An 18,480-nucleotide genomic window follows, 5' to 3' on the forward strand; every position below is an offset into this window, starting at 1 on the left:
CGTGGATAGACCGGGACCTCAGACCGAGAAGTACTTCGCCTCGGGGTGGTGGAAGACGAACGCATCCGTCGACTGCTCCGGGTGCAGTTGCAGCTCCTCGCTGAGCTCGACGCCCATCCGCTCCGGGCGGAGCAGCTCGACGACCTTGCGACGGTCCTCCATGTCGGGGCACGCGGGATACCCGAGCGAGAAACGCGCACCGCGGTACTCCAGTTTGAAGAGACCGGCGGTGTCGGCGGGATCCTCGGCCGCGAAGCCCAGTTCCGAGCGGATCCGTGCGTGCCAGAACTCGGCGAGCGCCTCCGTCAGCTGCATCACGAGGCCGTTGAGCTCGTAGTAGTCGCGGTACCGGTCCTCGGCGAACAGTTTCGCGGTCACCTGATCGATGCGCGCCCCAGCGGTCACCAGCTGCACCGGGAGCACATCGACGGCGCCGGACTCCCGCGAGCGCACGAAGTCCGCCAGGCACAGGTGGCGATCGCGCCGCTGCCGCGGGAAGTGGAAGCGCAGCCGGTCCTCTCCCGGCGCGCCGCCGGACCCGCCGTCCGGTGCGAGCAGTCCGCGGGCGCCGATCACGCCCGCCGGGTCGTCGCCGTGGTGGAGCACGACGAGGTCATCGCCCTCCGCCACCACCGGGAAGTAGCCGTAGGCGACCGAGGCGTCGAGCATGCCCTCGGCGAGGATGCGGTCGAGCCAGTAGCGCAGCCGCGGGCGCCCCTCCGTCTCGACCAGCTGCTCGTACGAGAGCCCGTCCTCGCCGCGCCCGGGCTTCAGGCCCCACTGCCCCATGAAGGTGGCGCGCTCGTCGAGGAAAGCCGCATAGTCCGCCAGCGCGATCCCCCGCACGATCCGCGTCCCCCAGAAGGGCGGGGACGGCACGGCGTTGTCGGAGGCGACGTCCGACCGCGCCGGCATCGCCTCCGGCTCGGTGAGGGTGAGCAGCGACCCCTCGCGATGGATGCGCTTCTTCAGCGGCGGAAGGCCGACCGCGTCGGGGCTCTCGCCCCGCGCCACCCGCACGAGCGGCTCCATCAGCGCGAGGCCCTCGAACGCGTCCTTGGCGTACCGCACCTCGCCGTCGAACTGCCCTGCCAGGTCGTCCTCGACGTAGGCGCGGGTGAGCGCCGCGCCCCCGAGGAGCACCGGCCACCGGCCGGCGAGCCCCCGCGCCTGGAGTTCCTGCAGGTTCTCCTTCATGACGACCGTCGACTTCACGAGCAGCCCCGACATCCCGATCACATCGGCGTCGTGCTCCTCGGCGGCGGCGATGATGTCGGCGATCGGCTGCTTGATGCCGAGGTTGACGACGTCGTAGCCGTTGTTGGTCAGGATGATGTCGACGAGGTTCTTGCCGATGTCGTGGACGTCGCCGCGCACCGTCGCCAGGACGATCCGTCCCTTGCCCGACGCGCTCGACTTCTCCATGTGCGGCTCGAGGAGGGCGACGGCGGTCTTCATGACCTCCGCGGACTGCAGCACGAACGGCAGCTGCATCTGCCCGGCGCCGAACCGCTCCCCCACGACCTTCATCCCCTCCAGGAGGTGGTCGTTGATGATCTGGAGCGGCGCGATCCCGTCCGCCCGGGCGAGGTCCAGGTCGGCCTCGAGGCCCTTCAGCTCCCCGTCGATGATCCGCCGCTGCAGCCGCTCGCCGACCGGGAGCGCGGCGAGCTCGGCCGCCCGCTGATCGCGCAGCGCCGCCGTGTCCACACCCGCGAACATGTCGAGCATGACCGCGAGCGGGTCGTAGGTGAGGTTGCCGTCGGCGTCGTACTCGCGCCGATCCCACACGAGGTCCAGCGCCACCCGGCGCCGGTCGTCGGGGATCGAGGCGAGCGGGACGATCTTGGCGGCGTCGATGATCCCGGAGTCCAGCCCGGCCTGCGTCGCCTCGTGGAGGAACACCGAGTTCAGCACCGACCGGGCGGCGGGGTTGAGCCCGAACGACACGTTCGACACGCCGAGGGTCGTATGGATGCCGGGGTACTTCGCGACGAGTCCGCGGATGGCCTCGATCGTCTCGATCGCGTCGCGCCGGGTCTCCTCCTGCCCGGTCGCGATCGGGAACGTGAGGCAGTCGACGATGATGTCCTCGACCCGCATGCCCCACTCGCCCACGAGCGCGTCGACGAGCCGCGACGCGATCCGCAGCTTGTCCTCGGCGGTGCGCGCCTGACCCTGCTCGTCGATCGTCAGCGCGATGACGGCCGTGCCGTGCTCCTTGACGAGCGGCATGATCCGGCCGAACCGGGACTCCGCGCCGTCGCCGTCCTCGTAGTTGACGGAGTTGACGACCGGCCGGCCGCCGATGAGCTCCAGGCCCGCCTCGATGACGGCGGGCTCGGTGGAGTCGATCACGAGAGGCAGGGTCGACGCCGAGGCGAAGCGCGAGACGACCTCGCGGATGTCGGCGACCCCGTCGCGGCCGACGTAGTCGACGCAGACGTCCAGCAGGTGCGCGCCGACGCGGATCTGGTTGCGCGCGATCTCGACGCAGTCGTCCCAGCGCCCGTCGAGCATCGCCTCCCGGAAGGCCTTCGAGCCGTTGGCATTGGTCCGCTCGCCGATCGCGAGGTACGACGCGTCCTGCTGGAACGGCACGTGCTGGTACAGCGACGCCACGCCCGGCTCCACCGTCGTCGCGCGCCCGGCAGGCGCCGGGAGCGGACGGAGCCGCTCGACGACCGCGGCGAGATGCTCGGGGGTGGTGCCGCAGCAGCCGCCGACGAGTCCGATGCCGAACTCCCGCACGAACTGCTCGTGGGCGGTCGCCAGCTCGGCGGGGGTGAGCGGGTAGTACGCGCCGTCGGCCGTCAGCACCGGCAGGCCGGCGTTGGGCATGCACGCGATCGTGACGGTCGAGTGCTTCGACAGGTGCCGCAGGTGCTCGCTCATCTCCGCCGGGCCCGTCGCGCAGTTGAGGCCGATGGCGTCCACGCCGAGCGGCTCGAGCGCCGTCAGCGCCGCGCCGATCTCGGAGCCCATCAGCATCGTCCCGGTGGTCTCGACGGTGACCTCGACGAAGATCGGCAGCCGCACGCCGCGGGCGACGATGGCCTGCTTGCACCCGTTGACGGCCGCCTTGGTCTGGAGGAGATCCTGCGAGGTCTCCACGAGGAAGGCGTCGGCGCCGCCGTCGATCAGCCCCTCCGCCTGGAGCGCGAAGGTCTCCTTCAGGTGCGCGTACGACGTGTGGCCGAGCGAGGGCAGCTTGGTCCCGGGCCCCATCGAGCCGAGCACCCACCGCATCCGGCCGTCGACGGCCTCGGCCGCTTCGCACCGCTCCCGCGCGATGCGGGCGCCCGCCTCGGCGAGCTCGTGGATGCGGTCGTCGATGCCGTAGTCCGACAGGTTCGACCAGTTCGCGCCGAAGGTGTTCGTCTCGATCGCGTCGATGCCGACGGCCAGGTAGTCGTCGTGGATCCGCGCGATCAGGTCGGGGCGCGAGACATTGAGGATCTCGTTGCAGCCCTCGAGCTGGCGGTAGTCCTCGAGCGTCGGCTCGTAGCGCTGGAGCATCGTCCCCATCGCCCCGTCGGCGATGACGACGCGCGACGCCAGGGCGTCCAGGAGCGCCTGCGACCGCTCCGGCCGCGGCGCCGCGTCGATGTCGAGCGGGTGGCGGAGCGGAACGGTCGAAGTCACCGGCCGATTCTCCCACGCTGGCGAGAGGCCGCGGCGTGGGAGAACCGGCCGGTGACGTCGCGTGTCGGACCGGCAGCCGGCGGCGGCAACGTGGCTGCCTGCTGCGAGGGACAGCGGGCCGGCGTCGCCGCGAGGCGGCGCACGACTTCTGTCGCTCCGATGCCTCTCACCAAGCGGTCAATGCCGACAGGTCAAGGGCGAGCCGGTTGCGGGATTTCGCAAGGCGCTCGCTCAGACTCGCGACTTCCCGGCGTTGCGCGGATGATCCCCGACCAGCACCATGCAACCGAGGCAACGCAACCGCCCTCCACGCGCGACATCTGGGAGCTAATCATGACGACGCGCACTCTTGCGATGACCGCGCCCGGGACCGCCAACTCGACTATCCGGCGCCGCCTGAATGTCGCCTTGGCCAGCGTTGTGCTCGTCGCGGGCTTACTGTTCACCCCGACAGCGGCACAGCAGTTGGCGATCCAGAAGTGCGTGACATCCCTGGGCTACACATGGCTCACTGCGGTCGCGGGCGGGCCATTCGGTTTTACGATCGGCGGCGTGGCAATTGCGCTCTGGGGGTGCTCATGAACGGGAAGGCATCACCATCGGACTACGGACCCCGCATGATCATCGCGGCAGTCGGCCTCGCCCTCGCGGTCGTGCTCGGCATCGCATCGCGGGACGTCGTCTGGGCGATCGGCCTCGCGACCCTGTCGATCGCGTGGGGCGTGTACGCCGTCGTGAGGCGCCGGCGCGACTCCGCGCGGCCGCCCCGGCCACCCGAGCCGCCCGAAGAAGGCGGGTGACTCAGCGTGCGCGGCGCGCCTTCAGGAACCCGTCGATCGTGTCCCAGAGGGCGATGGCGCCGATGCCGAACCCGGTGAGCACCGACAGGATGCCGTAGACCTTCTCGGCATCCGGCGCGGGCACCACCGTGAGCCAGAAGTCCTGGTTGAGCAGAGCGTCCTGCGACAGCAGCCAGATCGCCGGCACGACGACCACGAGGTTCAGCACCGTGTTGGCGACGGCCAGACCCGCCGTCCAGCGCCGGCTGATGTACAGCACCACCTGGAACGCCGCCTCGATGGCGAGGACGAGGAGGAGCCCGCCCATCCACCAGGGCCACAGTCCGGGGTCGAGGAACGACATCCAGCGCTCGTCGACGTAGACGAGCCCCACGAGCTGATCCCAGACGAGGACAGCGGCGGCGAGCGCGAGGAACACCAGGCTCACGACCATGTCCGCGAACCGCGCGCGGGTGGCGTGGATCTCCGGCAGATCGTCGAGCGTCCACGGGCTCGTCACGCCGTCCGCCTTCGTGCCGGCTCCCTCGGACCGCTCGATGATGAAGAACACGAGGGCCGTCCAGAACGCGAGGTGCACGACGACCGTCAGCGTGCCCCCGATGGTCGAGCCGATCACCGCGCCGAGCGGTGCACCGGCGAGCGTCTGCCCGAGCGCGATCCCGAACGCCGCGATCGGCGGCACGATCCACAGGAGCAGCTTCAGCAGCCGCCACCAGTCGAGGTAGTAGCGCGGACCGATGAGGTGCAGCGGGCGGTCGATCATGCCGGCGGCGAGCTTGTCGGGGTCGCCGAGTGCGGTGAGCACGGCCCGCTCTGCCGTGTCCGCGGGCTCGCCCGACTCGATGCGGGCATCGAGCTGATCGGCGATCAGGCCGCGCAGCTCGGCGGCGACGTCGCCCCGCTGCGACTCCGGGATGGAGCGGGTCACCGCCTGGACGTAGCGCTCGGTGAGCGTGGCCGATGCCGGCGGGGTACGGGTGTCGTTCATGTCAGTCCTCCTCGGGGAGTGCGTCGATCGCGACCGCGATCGCGCGGAAATCGTCGGTGAGCGCCTGGGCCAGGCGCCGCCCCTCGGCGGAGGTGCGGTAGAACTTCCTCGGCCGCGCCTCGTCGGTGTTCCACTCGCTGGTCAGGTGCCCCTGCTTCTCCAGGCGGCGCAGCAGCGGGTACAGCGTGTTGGCGTCGGTGTCGAAGCCGCGCGCCTGGAGCGCTTCGAGGAGCCCGTAGCCGTACCCGGGCTCCACCAGCAGCCGCAGGCATGCCAGCACCACCGTGCCGCGGCGCAGCTCCTGCAGGTGGATCGTCTGCCCGTCGACATCGGGCATGTCCTCATCGCTCATGGTTCACACTGTACTGTGTGTCACACACTATCGTCAAGGACACAGTGCTGTGTGTGCGAAGCACGCCAGGATGGGTGCATGAGCATCCCCCCGCTGACCGAGCTGCGCGACGCCGCGCACGTGGTCGCCCTCCCTCTCACCTCCCGCTTCCGCGGCGTCGATCTGCGGGAGGCCCTGCTCGTGGAGGGACCCGAGGGATGGACCGAGTTCTCCCCGTTCACCGAGTACGACGACCACGAGGCGGCCACATGGCTGAGCGCGGCCATCGACTTCGGCTGGCGTCCCCAGCCCGCGCCCGTGCGCGACGCCGTGCGGGTCAACGCCACGATCCCGGCCGTCGAGGCGGGACGCGTGCCGGCGGTGCTCGCTCGCTTCGAGGGATGCCGGACCGCGAAGGTGAAGGTGGCCGAGCGCGGTCAGCACCTCTCCGACGACGTCGCGCGCGTCCGCGCCGTGCGCGACGCGCTCGGGGCCGAGGGGCGCATCCGCGTGGACGCCAACGGAGGCTGGAACGTCGACGAGGCCGAGCGCGCCCTCCACGCGCTCGCCGAGTTCGACCTGGAGTACGCGGAGCAGCCCTGCGAGAGCGTGGGCGAGCTGGCCGAGCTCCGCCGGCGTCTCGCCGACTGGGACATCCCGATCGCCGCCGACGAGAGCGTCCGCAAGGCCTCCGACCCGCTCGAGGTCGCCCGCGCCGGGGCGGCGGACCTCCTCGTCGTCAAGGTGCAGCCGCTCGGCGGCATCGCCCGCGCGCGCGCCATCGTGGAGGCCGCCGGCCTCCCCGTGGTGGTCTCCAGCGCCCTCGACACGAGTGTCGGACTCTCGATGGGGGCCATGCTCGCGGCGTCGCTGCCGGACCTCGACTACGACTGCGGCCTGGGCACCGCCGCCCTGCTCGCCGCCGACGTGACGGCCGACCCCCTGCTCCCCCGGGCCGGCCGGATCGAGGCGCGTCGCGTTGAGGTCGACAAGGACCTGCTGGCGCGCCACGCGGCCGATCCGGCTCGGCGCGAGTGGTGGCTGGCCCGGCTCGAGCGGTGCCACGCGCTCCTCGCCGCGGGTGAGGACGCGGGCTAGACGCCGGGCGCCTCGACGAGCGCGACCACCAGCCGCTCCAGTCGGGCGTTGAGCAGCTCGTTGATCTCGGCCTGCGAGCGGCCTTCGAGGGTGGCCCGCGTGCAGGTGTCGTCCGACACGTCGAGCAGGAGCTGCGCCGTCTCGCCGAGGGGCAGGCGCAGGCGCAGTCCGAAGCCGTCGACGACGTGGGAGATGATGCCCTCGACGCGGTCGCGCATCGCCTCCTGCCACGCCAGGTACGCGGATACCAGGCGCTCGTCGCGCAGCGCCTGCGTGCGGATCTCGCTGATCAGCTGCGGCTCCATGCGCTCGCCCAGCGAGGCGCCGACCACCTGACGCACGAGCCCTGACGGGTCGGCGAGCCCGGCGGGATCGAGGTCCCGCACCCGGCCGGCGACCTCCTCGAGCTTGGCCTCGGCCAGCTGAGTGATGAGGGCGAGGAAGAGCTCCTCCTTCGACTCGAAGTTCGAGTAGAAGGCGCCCCGGGTGAACCCCGCCCGCTCGCAGATCGTCTCGACGGACGCCGCGTCCATGCCGACCTCGGCGAACACCTCGTGGGCGGCGTCGAGAAGGCGCGCCCGCGTCTGCTCGCGGCGGCGGGATGCCGGACGCTCACCGATGTCGGTCATGCGTGCCTCCCACCCCGTCGTCGTCGCTTCCACTTTCTCACCTCATCCTCAGCCTTGCGGCCTCGCACGCCTCTACGATACATCTATGTATCGGATACATCGCTGTATCGATTCGTCCTGATCCGATCACCTCCGGAGCGCTCGTGTCCACACTGCTGTACTCCCTCGGCCGCTGGTCGTACCGTCACCCGTGGCGCGTCCTGGTGTCCTGGCTCCTCCTGCTCGCCGTCGTCGGCGGAACCGTCGGCGTCGGCATGGCCACCGGCTTCGTGAAGGGCACCGACAACTCGTTCTCCATCCCCGGCACCGAGGCCCAGGAGGGCATCGCACTGCTGGACCGCACCTTCCCGCAGGCCAGCGGCACCAGTGCGCAACTGGTCGTGGTCGCGCCCGAGGGCGAGCGCGTCGACGAGGCCCCGGTCGAGGGCGTGATCGCCGACGCGATCGCCGACTTCGACGCACTCGACGGCGTGCTGGCCGTCACCGACCCGTTCGACGAGATGGTCGACGGACTCGTCTCCGACGACGGCCGGGCGGCCATCGTGCGCCTGCAGTTCGACGGCCAGGCGACCGACGTGTCGGCAGAGACCAAGGACGCGCTCACCGCCGTCGCCGACCAGACACGCGCCGCCCTCCCGGACGGGTCGCAGGTGGCGATCGGCGGCGACCTCTTCTCCACCTCCGTGCCCGCCCTGAGCCTCATCGAGGCGGTCGGCGTGCTCATCGCCCTGTTCGTCCTCATCGTCACGTTCCGCTCGCTGGCGGTGGCGTGGTTCCCGCTCGCGAGCGCCCTCATCGGCGTCGCTCTCGCGATCGCGCTCATCTACGTCTCGACCGCGTTCGCCTCGATCTCCTCCACCACCCCGATGCTCGCGATCATGCTCGGTCTGGCGGTGGGGATCGACTATGCGCTGTTCATCGTCGCGCGCCACCAGGACCAGGTGCGCACCGGCGTCGATCCGGAGGAGTCCGCGGCGCGCGCCACCGGCACCGCCGGCTCCGCGGTCGTGTTCGCCGGCGTGACGGTGCTGATCGCGCTCATCGGGCTCGGCTTCGCGGGCATCCCGTTCCTCACCACGATGGGCATCGCCGCCGCGGTGGCCGTCGCGATCGCCGTCGTCGTGGCCCTCACGCTGACCCCCGCGCTGCTCGGGTTCGCGAAGGGCCGCGTGACGGGCTGGCCGCGGCCCTCCCGCCGCACCTCCCGGCGAGCGGCGGCCCGTGCCGCGAAGCCCGCGCGCGGGTTCGCCGAGCGCTGGGTCACGGCCGTCACGCGGCGCCCCGTCGTCACCACGCTCGCCGTGGTCATCGGCCTGGGCGTCGTGGCGGTCCCGGCGGCCAGCCTCCACCTGGCGCTGCCGAACGCGGGGGTCCAGCCCCCTTCCAGCGAGGCGCGCCAGGCCTACGACCTCACCGCCGAGCATTTCGGGCCGGGCAGCAACGGCCCGCTCATCATGACGGGCACGATCGTCACCTCGACCGATCCGCTGGGGCTGATGGCCGACCTCAAGGCCGAGATCGAGAAGGTGCCCGGGGTCAAGGAGGTCGCCCTCGCGACCCCCAACGAGACGGCCGACACGGGACTCATCCAGATCGTCCCCGAGACCGCCCCCGACGACCCCGCCACCGCAGACCTCGTCCGCGAGCTGCGGGCGCAGCACGACCGGCTTCTCGACGAGTACGGCGTGGACCTCAAGGTCACCGGCTTCACCGCCGTCGGCATCGACATCTCGGACCGCCTCGGCGCCGCGCTCCTGCCCTTCGGCCTCTTCGTCGTCGGACTGTCGCTCATCCTCCTGATGATCGTGTTCCGCTCGATCTGGGTCCCCGTCAAGGCCGCCGCCGGCTACCTGCTCTCGGTCGCGGCCGCGTTCGGCGTGGTCGCGGCGGTCTTCGAGTGGGGCTGGTTCGCCGACCTCTTGCACGTGACGCGGACAGGCCCCGTCATCAGCTTCATGCCGATCATCCTCATGGGCGTGCTGTTCGGGCTGGCGATGGACTACGAGGTGTTCCTCGTGTCCCGCATGCGGGAGGACTTCGTCCACACCCGTCGCGCCCGCGGCGGCCGTGCCGAGCGCGCCACGGCCATCGCCGCGGTCCGGAGCGGGTTCACCGCCTCGGCGCGGGTGGTCACCGCCGCCGCGGTGATCATGTTCGCAGTGTTCGCCGCCTTCGTGCCCGAGGGCGACTCCTCCATCAAGCCGATCGCGCTCGGGCTGGCCGTCGGCATCGCCGTCGACGCCTTCCTCGTGCGGATGACGCTCGTCCCGGCCGTCATGACCCTCCTGGGCGAGCGGGCGTGGTGGATGCCGCGCTGGCTCGACCGCGTCCTGCCCCACTTCGACATCGAAGGCGAAGCCGTCGAACGCGAGCTCGCGCTGGCCCACTGGCCCGAGGACGCCGGTACCACCCCGCTCGTCGGCGAGGACCTGGCGGTGCGCGCCGCGGAGGTCCGCGACGCCGGCGAGGTGACCCTCTTCTCGGGGGTCTCGTTCCGGCTGGCGCACGGTGGCACGCTGCTCGTCACCTCCCCCGACCCGCGCGCGGCACGCGCCTTCGCCCTGATGGTCGGCGGACGGCTCGCCGCGGGCGGCGCCACCCAGGTGACGGGCCGCCTCCGGGTCGCCGGCCACCTGCTGCCCGGTCGTGCGGCCTGGGTGCGCGCGCACGTGGGCGTCGCCCTGCTGGAGGGCTCGCCCGAGCCCGTGCGCGAGCTGCGGCGGGCGCTGGCCGGCGGCACGCGCCTGGTGGTCGTCGACGGCCTCGACAGCCTCACCGGCGCCGATCGCGACCAGGCGGCGGCGCTCCTGCGGGATGCGGCCGTCGCCGTGAGGGAGCGGCGCGGCGACGCCGGCTCGCCGCTCACCGTGGTCGCCACGGCCCGGCGCGACGGACCCGCGCTCGACCTCCTCGCCGATGCGCACCGCCCGACCGTGACGCCGCTCGCGCTGTCCGCCGCGCCCGTCGTGCTCCCCACCCCCGAACCGCCCTCCTCTGCACAGGTGATGTCATGACTGCTCTGCCCGCGACGACCCTCGAGCGCGCCCGGTCGCGCCGACCCGTGACCTGGGTGACGCTGCTCGGCGTCGTCCTGCTCCCCGTCGTGATCGGCGGCATCCTCATCGCCGCGCTCTACAACCCGGTCGACCGCCTCGACGGCATGCGCGCCGCCATCGTCAACAACGACGAGCCGGTCACCATCGACGATCAGTACGTCCCCCTCGGCCGGCAGCTCACCGCGGGTCTCGTGGAGGGATCGGACGACCTGGAGAGCAACCTCGACTGGACGATCTCCAACACCGACGACGCGCGGGAGGGCCTGGCCGACGGCACCTACGACGCCGTCATCACCATTCCCGAGGGCTTCTCCGCCGCGGCCACCTCGACCGCACCCGGCGGCACGCCCGAGCAGGCGACCATCTCGGTCGCCACCGCGCCCGACAGCCTCATCGTCGACGACGCCATCACCGCGCAGGTGACGCAGACGGCCGCCACGATCATGGGGCGCCAGCTCTCGGAGACCTACCTCGAGAACGTCTTCATCGGCTTCACGACCCTCGGCGACCAGCTCGGCGAGGCCGCCGACGGAGCGACCCAGCTCGCCGACGGCGCCGGAGACGCCGCCGACGGCGCGGTGTCGCTGGCCGACGGGATCACCCGGCTCGCCGACGGCACCGGAGACCTCGCCTCGGGCATCCACGATCTGTCCGATGGCGCGGCCGAGCTCGGCGACGGCGCCCAGGGCGTCGCCTCGGGAGCGTCGGGCATCGCCGACGGCGCCGGCCGGATCGCCGGGGGCGTCTCCGGCGTCGCCGACGGCGCCGGTGCCCTCGGCGACGGACTCGACCAGCTCGCCGCCGCCACGCGCGACGCGCAGGGCGGTGCCACGCGGATCGCCGACGGGGTCGACGGCGGCGCCGACGAGCTGCTCGCGACCGGCATCGTGCCCGCCGAGCTCACCGACCTGGCAGCCCAGACCACCGCCACCGCCACGACGGCGGCCGGCGCAGCATCCGGCGTCGCGGGCGGCCTCAGCCAGCTCGCGGACCAGTGCGCGGCGTCCGGCGCCGATCCCTCGTTCTGCGATCAGCTGGCCGGACTCGAGGCCGCCGCCGGCGGCGCCGCGCAGGCGGCCGCGGGCACGCAGACCCTGGCCGAGTACAGCCAGGGCGGGCTCGGCCAGCTCGCCGACGCCGCCCCGCAGGAGCTCGCCGCCCAGCTGACCACGATCGCCGACTCGGTGCGAGCTCTGGGATCCGGGCTCGGGCAGATCGCCGGCGGCCTCGACGAGTCCGTCGACGGTGCCGACCAGCTCGCCACCGGCGCCGATCAGCTGGCCTCCGGGGCGAGCGGGCTCGCCGACGGCGCCGACCAGCTGTCCAGCGGCGCCTCCCAGCTGTCCTCGGGCGCGGCGGCCTTCGCCGACGGCGCCGGCACCGCCGCCTCCGGCGCCGACGAACTCGCCTCCGGGGCGGGCGACGCCGCCGGCGGAGCCGACGATCTCGCGGGCGGGGTCGAGCAGCTCGCCGACGGCACGAGCTCCCTGGCCGACGGTCTCGACCAGGCGGCGACCGCCGTCCCGTCCTACACCGACGCCGAGGCGACCGACCTGGCCTCCGTCGTCGCCGACCCGGTGGCCGCGGAGGGCATCGGCTCCTCGCTGTTCGGAGCGTCGGCCGTGCCGCTGCTCGCGACGCTCGCGCTCTGGTTCGGCGCTCTCGGATCGTTCATCGCGCTGCAGGCGGTGCCCCGTCACGCGCTGAGCTCACGGCGATCCTCCGCGGTCCTCGCGCTGCGCAACCTCGCGCCCGCGGCCGGGATCGGCGCCGCGCAGGGGCTGCTGGTGGCCGGGGTCGTCCAGCTCGCCGCGGGCTACGAGTGGGGCGACTGGGCGGTGTTCGCCGTGCTCGCCGTCGTCGCCGGCGTCGCCTTCGCCGCCGTCAACCAGGCGCTCGTCGCCGTGTTCGGCGGTGCGGGCCGCTGGATCTCGGCGCTCGTGGGGGTCCTGGCCGTCGCCACCGGCGTCGTGTCGACCGTCCCCGGGGTGCTGTCCTCGGTCGCCGGCCTCATGCCGACGAGCCCCGCCTACACCGCCCTGCTGGCGGCCCTGACTCCCGCGGGCGGCGTGACCGCCGGCTTCGTCGGGCTGCTCGTGTGGGCCGGCCTCGCCCTCCTCGCCACGATCGTGGCGGTCGCGCGGCGGCGGACGACCAGCGCGCGGGCGCTCCTGTCCGCCCCCGCGCTCGCCTGAGCCAGGTCCGGCACCTCCGCCGAGCCGACATCCCACGACCCAGCCGACACGGTTCGCGCGCACGCGACGTGTCGGCTGGGTCGGAGCTTGTCGGCTCGCGGTGCCGGGTGCGGGGCGGACGCGGGGTCAGCTCAGGCCGCTGTAGGCGTGCAGCCCCTTGAAGAACATGTTCACGATGACGAAGTTGAACAGCACCGCCGAGAATCCGACGATCGAGAGCCACGCCGAACGGCTGCCGCGCCATCCGCGGGTCGCGCGGGCGTGGATGTAGCCGGCGTAGAGCACCCAGATCACGAAGGTCCAGACCTCCTTCGTGTCGAAGCCCCAGTACCGGCCCCACGCGTCGTTGGCCCAGATCGAGCCGGCGATCAGGGTGAAGGTCCAGAAGATGAAGCCGATGATCGCGAAGCGGTAGGCGAGGGACTCGAGCGCGTCGGCGCTCGGGATCGTGCGCAGGAACCGCATCCGTCCGCGCGCGTCGGGAGCATCCGCCGCGGGGGCCGCCTCCGCCGCCGAGGCGGGCCCGGCGGCCGCGAGCGAGGACGACTGCGCGAGCCGCTCGCGCCGCTCCTGGAGCAGTTGGAGCACCGAGAGCGCGAAGGCCAGGGCGAGGAAGGCGGTGGCCAGCGAGGCGACGAACACGTGGATCACGAGCCAGACGCTCTTGAGCGGATCGGCCAGCGGCGTGACGTCGACGTGGAAGGCGAGGGCGGCGCCGCCGAGGAAGACGGCGACGAGCCCCGTGATGAACGAGCCGAGGAAGCGCAGGTCGTAGCGGAGGAGCACGGCCAGGTACACCGCGACGATGAGGAGCGTGCCGGTCAGCGCGAACTCGTAGTTGTTCGCCCACGGCACCCGCCCGGCCGCGATGCCGCGCAGCACGTCGCCGCCGAGGTGGAACAGGAACCCGAGCACGGTCAGCGAGGTGCCGATCCGCGCCCACACGTACCGCTTGCGCGCACCGAGCGGCGCCTCGAGGTCGGCCAGCGCGGCCGCCTCCTGTGCCCGCATCTCGTCGATCGCCGATCCGGCGCCGCCGCGGCCGGACCCCGCGGTCGATGCCGTCGCGCCCACGAGCACGCGCTGCCCGGCGGACGGCTGGGCGGCGTCCTTCGCCTTGACGGCGAGGTCGCTGCGACGGGCGAGGTCGACGGCGTAGGCGATGAACGCCAGGGCGTAGATGGCGACGGCCGTCCAGACGAGCAGGAACGAGACGTCTTCGAGCGACAGACCGGAGTCGGGCATGCGGTTCAGTCTACTTTCGGGTCGGGGTCGGAAGCGGGGCCGTCGGGGACGGGCCGGTCGTCGGAGCCGAGCACGTCGGCGACCGCGGCGCCGTGGGAGCGGGCGAGGTCGGCGACCGCGGCGGCGATCGCGGGATCCTCGCCGCGTGCCAGGCCCGCGTACTCGATCCGCAGCGCCTCAGCTCCGGTCGCCGTCGTCTCGGGGGTCGCCTTCACCCACAGCCGACGACGCGGCACGAAGAGGGCGGCCAGGAGGCCGGCGAGGGCGAGGATCGCGAACACCAGCACGAACGGCGCCCCGACGTCGCGGTGCACCGACAGCGAGACGTAGCGCTTCACGGCCTCGGGCGCGCCGTCGGCGGTCGCATCCTCGAAGGTCACGGTGCCGAGGCCGTTCGGCAGGTCGACGGTGTCGCCGGGCGCGAGCTCGAGCGAGTCGACGTCGATGGCGCGACCCGTGAGCTGCTCCATGCCGCCCGTGTCGAGCGCGTAGACCGATCGCGGGGTCCCGTCGTCGATCCCCAGGTCGCCGACGTACACGTCGAGGGTGAGGACGGGATTCAGCAGGTCACCGAAGGCCGAGGTCAGCGCGCCGCTGTGCAGCGACGCCGCACTCGGGTAGAAGAAGCCGACGAGCCCCATCTGCTCGGGGAGCCCGTCGGGCACCTTCACGACGCCGAGCGAGGTCATGTTGGCATCCTGCGGCAGGAACTCGACATCCTCACGGAAGACGATCTCGCCCGCCGCGTCGCGCACGGTGATGGTCGGGGCGTAGCCGTTGCCCATCAGGTAGATGCGGTCTCCGGCGAGCTCGAGCGGGTGGTTCACCCGCACGACGCCCGGATGGGGCTGCTGCCCGGGCTCGGTGACGGTGAGGTGGGCCGCGAAGTCGCCTGCCTGCCCCTGGCCGGCCTCGCCGAGGGCGGTGTAGGTGACGTCGAAGCGGTCGAGGGTGAGCGCGTACGGCGACAGGTTCTCGACGTCGACGAAGCGGCCCGGGTTGAAGGACGTGTAGCCGAGACCGATGGAGTTGACGAAGCTGTCGCCCTCGGTGATGACGGTCTGCCCGGTGTAGGTCAGCCCACCGCCGATGCCGACCGACAGCAGGACCCCGACGAGCGCCCCGTGGAAGACGAGGTTGCCCGTCTCGCGGAGGTACCCGCGCTCCGCCGAGACCGATGCGGTCGTCCCCGTGTCGTAGCGCTCGACCCGGTAGCCGGAGGAGCGCAGCTGCGCCTCGGCGAGCGCCACGGCATCGGCCGCGACGGCACCGGCGTCCGCGTCGCGCGGCAGCTCCACGACCGTCTCGACATGGTCGTCGAGACGCGACAGCCGCACGGGCGTGCGCGGCGGGCGCGCCTTCATCGCGTTCCAGTGGTGCTTCGTGCGCGGGATGACGCACCCGATCAGCGAGATGAACAGGAGGATGTAGATCGCCGAGAACCACACCGACGTGTACACGTCGAACAGCTGCAGCCCGTCGAGCACGGGATACAGGTCCGGGTTGTCGGTGCGCCACTGGGTGACGCCGTTCGGGTCGGCGGTCCGCTGCGGCACGATCGACCCCGGGATCGCGGCGATGGCGAGCAGCAGGAGCAGGACGAGCGCCGTCCGCATGCTGGTCAGCTGGCGCCACCCCCACCGCAGCCAGCCGACGACCCCGAGCCGCGCCGAGGCGGCACCGCGCCGTCCCGCGTCGCCCGCGTCGGCGGAGTCCGCGTGGTCGTCGGGGCGGAGCGGGTCGGACTCGCCGGACTCGCCGCGGCCGGTGCGGGTGGCTTCAGAGCGGGAGCTGGACACTGCCGATCACCCCCGTCAGCGACGACATGACGGCGGTCCACGCGCCGGTGACCATGAGCAGACCCAGCACGATGAGGAGGACCCCTCCGACGATGTTGACGACGCGGATGTGGCGGCGGAAGAACGCGGTCGACCGAGCCGCCCAGCCGACGCCGAGCGCGATGAGCAGGAACGGGATCCCGAGCCCGAGCGAGTAGGCGACGGCGAGCACGACCGCCCGCCAGGGATCGGCCTGGGTCAGCGAGATGGACAGGATCGCCGTGTACGTCGGTCCGATGCACGGGGCCCACCCGATGCCCATCGCGACGCCCAGGAGCGGGGCCCCGATGAGCCCGAGCCCGCCGCGCACCTGCGGCTTGAGGGTGCGCTGGGCCATCCCGAACACGCCGAGGAAGACGAGCCCCATGAGGATGACCACGACGCCGAGCACCCGGGTCAGGAGATCGCCGTACACGACGAAGAACCGGCCGACGGTGCCCGCGAGGACCCCCATCGCGACGAAGACGAGCGTGAACCCGAGGATGAACAGCAGCACCCCCAGCAGCAGCCGCCCGCGGCCGTCGCGGGCGCCGGAGCCGCGCGGTGCCGAGGCCGTCGTGGCGCCGCCGAGGAAGCCCAGGTAGCCCGGGACGAGCGGCAGCACGCACGGCGAGAGGAACGACACCAGGCCCGCCAGCAGGGCGATCGGCAGGGCGAGCCACAGCGCTCCGTCGAAGACGACGGCTCCGGGGTTCACGCGTCCTCCGCGAGCACGTCGTCGACGATCGTGCGGAGGATCGACTCGCTCTGCACCGCGCCGATGAACCGCGCCGCGACCCGTCCCTGCGTGTCGAGGACGAGCGTGATCGGCACCGCGCTGAGCGGGGTCCACGCGGCGAAGGCGAGCTTGAGGTCCGCGTCCTCGCGGGCCAGCAGCGACGGATAGGTCACGCCGTAGGTCTTCTCGAACGCCGTCGCCTGCTCCGGGCCGTCGTAGATGTTCACCCCGAGGAAGTGCGCTCCGGCATCGGCGGTCTGCCCGGACACCGACTCCAGGAGGGGAGCCTCGACACGGCACGGGCCGCAGCCGGCGTACCAGAAGTTCAGCACCAGCACGTCGCCGGCGAAGTCCTCGTCGCTCACCGTCGAGCCGTCCACGGCCGTGCCGGTGAACGTCAGCGACTCGCCCCGCTCGGACACGGGGATCTCCTGCACGCTGCCGTCGCCGCTGACGTAGCCCTGATTCGTGCCCTGCTTGTAGCCCTCGGCGATCCCGGTGGCCGTGTTGCTGCATGCGGCGAGGGTCGTCGCGAGCACGAGGGCGGCGACGGACGCGGTGAGGCGGCGGTGCCTGACGGAACGGGAGATCCTGCTCATCACACGGCCCCCACGTCGATCGCGCCGGAGGTCGTCGCCGGACTCGCGTAGGCGACCTCGCGCCAGCCCTCGCCGTCGCGCTCGAACGTCGTCACCGACGACAGCGCGCAGCGCCGCTGGCGCGGGTCGTGCCGCAGCGGCTGGCCGGCGACCGCGAGGTGCGTGATCCAGATCGGCAGCTGATGCGAGACCAGCACGACGTCGGCGTCGCCGGGCGCCGCCTCCCACGCGTCGCGCATCGCGGCGTCCATCCGTGCCACGACCTCGAGGTAGGGCTCGCCCCAGCTCGGGAGAGCCGGCGCGCGCAGGTGGTGCCAGTTGAGCGGGTTCATGAGCGCGCGCCGCATCCGTCGCCCCTCGAACACGTTCGTGGGCTCGATGATGCGCTCGTCGATCACCGGCTCGAGCCCGAACAGCTCCGCGAACGGCTCCGCGGACTCGCGGGCGCGCTGCAGCGGCGAGACCGTCAGCGACGCCACCGGGCGGCCCAGGTCGCGGACGTGCTCCGCGGCGGCCCGCGCCATGCGGCGGCCGTCATCGCTCAGCCGGAAGTTCGGGAGCCGCCCGTACAGCACGCGCTGCGGGTTGTGGACCTCGCCGTGGCGCACGAGGTGGAGGCGGTGGGCGGGCACGCCTTCAGTCTACGGCGGCGCGTTCTGTGGGCGGGCTGGGAGCGGGTCAGGCGGGGTCCGCGCGCCGGTCGCGCAGCTGGCGCACCCGCGTCACGAGGAACCACCCGACACCCGCGACCGTTCCGACGATCACCACGTACTGGAGGATGTCGGCGTAGGTCTCCACGACGTGCCAGGACTCGCCGAGGAGGAATCCCGCCAGGACGAACACGGTGTTCCAGACCGCCGATCCGGCCAGGGTCAGCAGACCGAACCGCCACATCGGCATCCGCACGACGCCCGCCGGGATCGAGATGAGGCTCCGGAAGATCGGGATCATGCGTCCGAAGAACACGGCCTTGCCGCCGTGGCGGGCGAACCAGGCCACCGTGCGGTCGATGTCCTCGACATGCAGCAGGGGAACCCGCGCGGCGAGGGACCGCAGCCGGCCGAGACCGAGCCACGCGCCGATCCCGTAGAGGAGGAACGCGCCGACGACCGATCCGGCCGTCGTCCAGGCGAGCGCCTCGACCAGGCTGAAGGAGCCGCGCGATGCCGCGAGCCCCGCCATCGGCAGGATCACCTCGCTCGGCAGCGGCGGGAACAGGTTCTCGGCCGCGATCGCGATGCCCGCGCCCGGGGCGCCGATGACGTCCATCAGGGAGACGACCGCGTCGACGAGCGTCGTGAGCCAGGATCCGTCCGATGCCGCCGCCATGCCCTCGAC

15 protein-coding genes are annotated in these 18,480 nt (G+C 72.4%); 5 read left to right on the top strand and 10 right to left on the bottom strand.

Annotation, left to right across the window (positions count from 1 at the left end):
• Positions 1-18: 18 nt before the first annotated feature.
• On the bottom strand, positions 19-3,645 hold the full coding sequence (gene metH / locus QQZ13_RS14440) for a methionine synthase (RefSeq protein ID WP_284530105.1): 3,627 nt from the start codon (positions 3,643-3,645) through the stop codon (positions 19-21).
• A 333-nt stretch (positions 3,646-3,978) separates the two neighbouring features.
• Between metH and QQZ13_RS14445 the strand changes: the two genes are divergently transcribed.
• Together QQZ13_RS14445 and QQZ13_RS14450 are read left to right on the top strand one after the other, a co-directional pair.
• Entirely contained in the window at positions 3,979-4,227 is a 249-nt protein-coding gene (locus QQZ13_RS14445) for a hypothetical protein (protein WP_284530106.1), read from the top strand.
• A gap of 35 nt (positions 4,228-4,262) precedes the next feature.
• Positions 4,263-4,445 (top strand): hypothetical protein, encoded by a 183-nt coding sequence (locus tag QQZ13_RS14450; protein WP_284530107.1) that lies wholly within the window; start codon positions 4,263-4,265, stop codon positions 4,443-4,445.
• A 1-nt stretch (position 4,446) separates the two neighbouring features.
• Here the strand turns inward: QQZ13_RS14450 and QQZ13_RS14455 are convergent, their stop codons facing one another.
• Together QQZ13_RS14455 and QQZ13_RS14460 are read right to left on the bottom strand one after the other, a co-directional pair.
• Positions 4,447-5,433 carry a permease prefix domain 1-containing protein gene (locus QQZ13_RS14455; protein WP_284530109.1) on the bottom strand — a complete coding sequence of 329 codons (987 nt, stop codon included), beginning with the start codon at positions 5,431-5,433 and terminating at the stop codon, positions 4,447-4,449.
• A gap of 1 nt (position 5,434) precedes the next feature.
• Positions 5,435-5,785 carry a PadR family transcriptional regulator gene (locus QQZ13_RS14460; protein ID WP_284530111.1) on the bottom strand — a complete coding sequence of 117 codons (351 nt, stop codon included), beginning with the start codon at positions 5,783-5,785 and terminating at the stop codon, positions 5,435-5,437.
• A 78-nt stretch (positions 5,786-5,863) separates the two neighbouring features.
• Between QQZ13_RS14460 and QQZ13_RS14465 the strand changes: the two genes are divergently transcribed.
• A complete protein-coding gene (locus QQZ13_RS14465; protein WP_284530113.1) occupies positions 5,864-6,862 on the top strand; it encodes an o-succinylbenzoate synthase in 999 nt (332 codons plus the stop codon).
• On the opposite strand, the gene QQZ13_RS14470 is transcribed toward QQZ13_RS14465, so the two are convergent.
• Positions 6,859-7,491, bottom strand: a complete 633-nt coding sequence (locus QQZ13_RS14470; protein WP_284530115.1) for a TetR/AcrR family transcriptional regulator — start codon at positions 7,489-7,491, stop codon at positions 6,859-6,861. The genes QQZ13_RS14465 and QQZ13_RS14470 overlap by 4 nt on opposite strands.
• A gap of 143 nt (positions 7,492-7,634) precedes the next feature.
• On the opposite strand from QQZ13_RS14470, the gene QQZ13_RS14475 reads away from it, so the two are divergent.
• Positions 7,635-10,505 carry an MMPL family transporter gene (locus QQZ13_RS14475; protein WP_284530116.1) on the top strand — a complete coding sequence of 957 codons (2,871 nt, stop codon included), beginning with the start codon at positions 7,635-7,637 and terminating at the stop codon, positions 10,503-10,505.
• On the top strand, positions 10,502-12,742 hold the full coding sequence (locus tag QQZ13_RS14480; RefSeq protein ID WP_284530117.1) for a YhgE/Pip domain-containing protein: 2,241 nt from the start codon (positions 10,502-10,504) through the stop codon (positions 12,740-12,742). The genes QQZ13_RS14475 and QQZ13_RS14480 overlap by 4 nt, the downstream gene beginning before the upstream one ends.
• Positions 12,743-12,868: 126 nt before the next feature.
• Here the strand turns inward: QQZ13_RS14480 and ccsB are convergent, their stop codons facing one another.
• The 6 genes from ccsB to QQZ13_RS14510 are packed head-to-tail and all read right to left on the bottom strand — an operon-like array spanning position 12,869 to position 18,471.
• Positions 12,869-13,987, bottom strand: coding sequence for a c-type cytochrome biogenesis protein CcsB (gene ccsB, locus QQZ13_RS14485; protein ID WP_284530118.1), 1,119 nt, complete (start codon positions 13,985-13,987; stop codon positions 12,869-12,871).
• A 5-nt stretch (positions 13,988-13,992) separates the two neighbouring features.
• Positions 13,993-15,786, bottom strand: coding sequence for a cytochrome c biogenesis protein ResB (locus tag QQZ13_RS14490; RefSeq protein ID WP_284530119.1), 1,794 nt, complete (start codon positions 15,784-15,786; stop codon positions 13,993-13,995).
• Positions 15,767-16,522 carry a cytochrome c biogenesis CcdA family protein gene (locus QQZ13_RS14495; RefSeq protein WP_284530120.1) on the bottom strand — a complete coding sequence of 252 codons (756 nt, stop codon included), beginning with the start codon at positions 16,520-16,522 and terminating at the stop codon, positions 15,767-15,769. Before QQZ13_RS14495 ends, QQZ13_RS14490 begins: the two co-directional genes overlap by 20 nt.
• Positions 16,519-17,142, bottom strand: a complete 624-nt coding sequence (locus QQZ13_RS14500; protein ID WP_284530121.1) for a TlpA disulfide reductase family protein — start codon at positions 17,140-17,142, stop codon at positions 16,519-16,521. Before QQZ13_RS14500 ends, QQZ13_RS14495 begins: the two co-directional genes overlap by 4 nt.
• Complete coding sequence (locus QQZ13_RS14505) at positions 17,142-17,774, bottom strand: histidine phosphatase family protein (protein ID WP_284530122.1); 633 nt, start codon at positions 17,772-17,774, stop codon at positions 17,142-17,144. Before QQZ13_RS14505 ends, QQZ13_RS14500 begins: the two co-directional genes overlap by 1 nt.
• A 46-nt stretch (positions 17,775-17,820) precedes the next feature.
• On the bottom strand, positions 17,821-18,471 hold the full coding sequence (locus QQZ13_RS14510; protein ID WP_284530123.1) for a DedA family protein: 651 nt from the start codon (positions 18,469-18,471) through the stop codon (positions 17,821-17,823).
• Positions 18,472-18,480 lie beyond the last annotated feature (9 nt).

The sequence above is a fragment of the Microbacterium sp. T2.11-28 genome (assembly GCF_950097975.1).
Classification (GTDB): domain Bacteria; phylum Actinomycetota; class Actinomycetes; order Actinomycetales; family Microbacteriaceae; genus Microbacterium.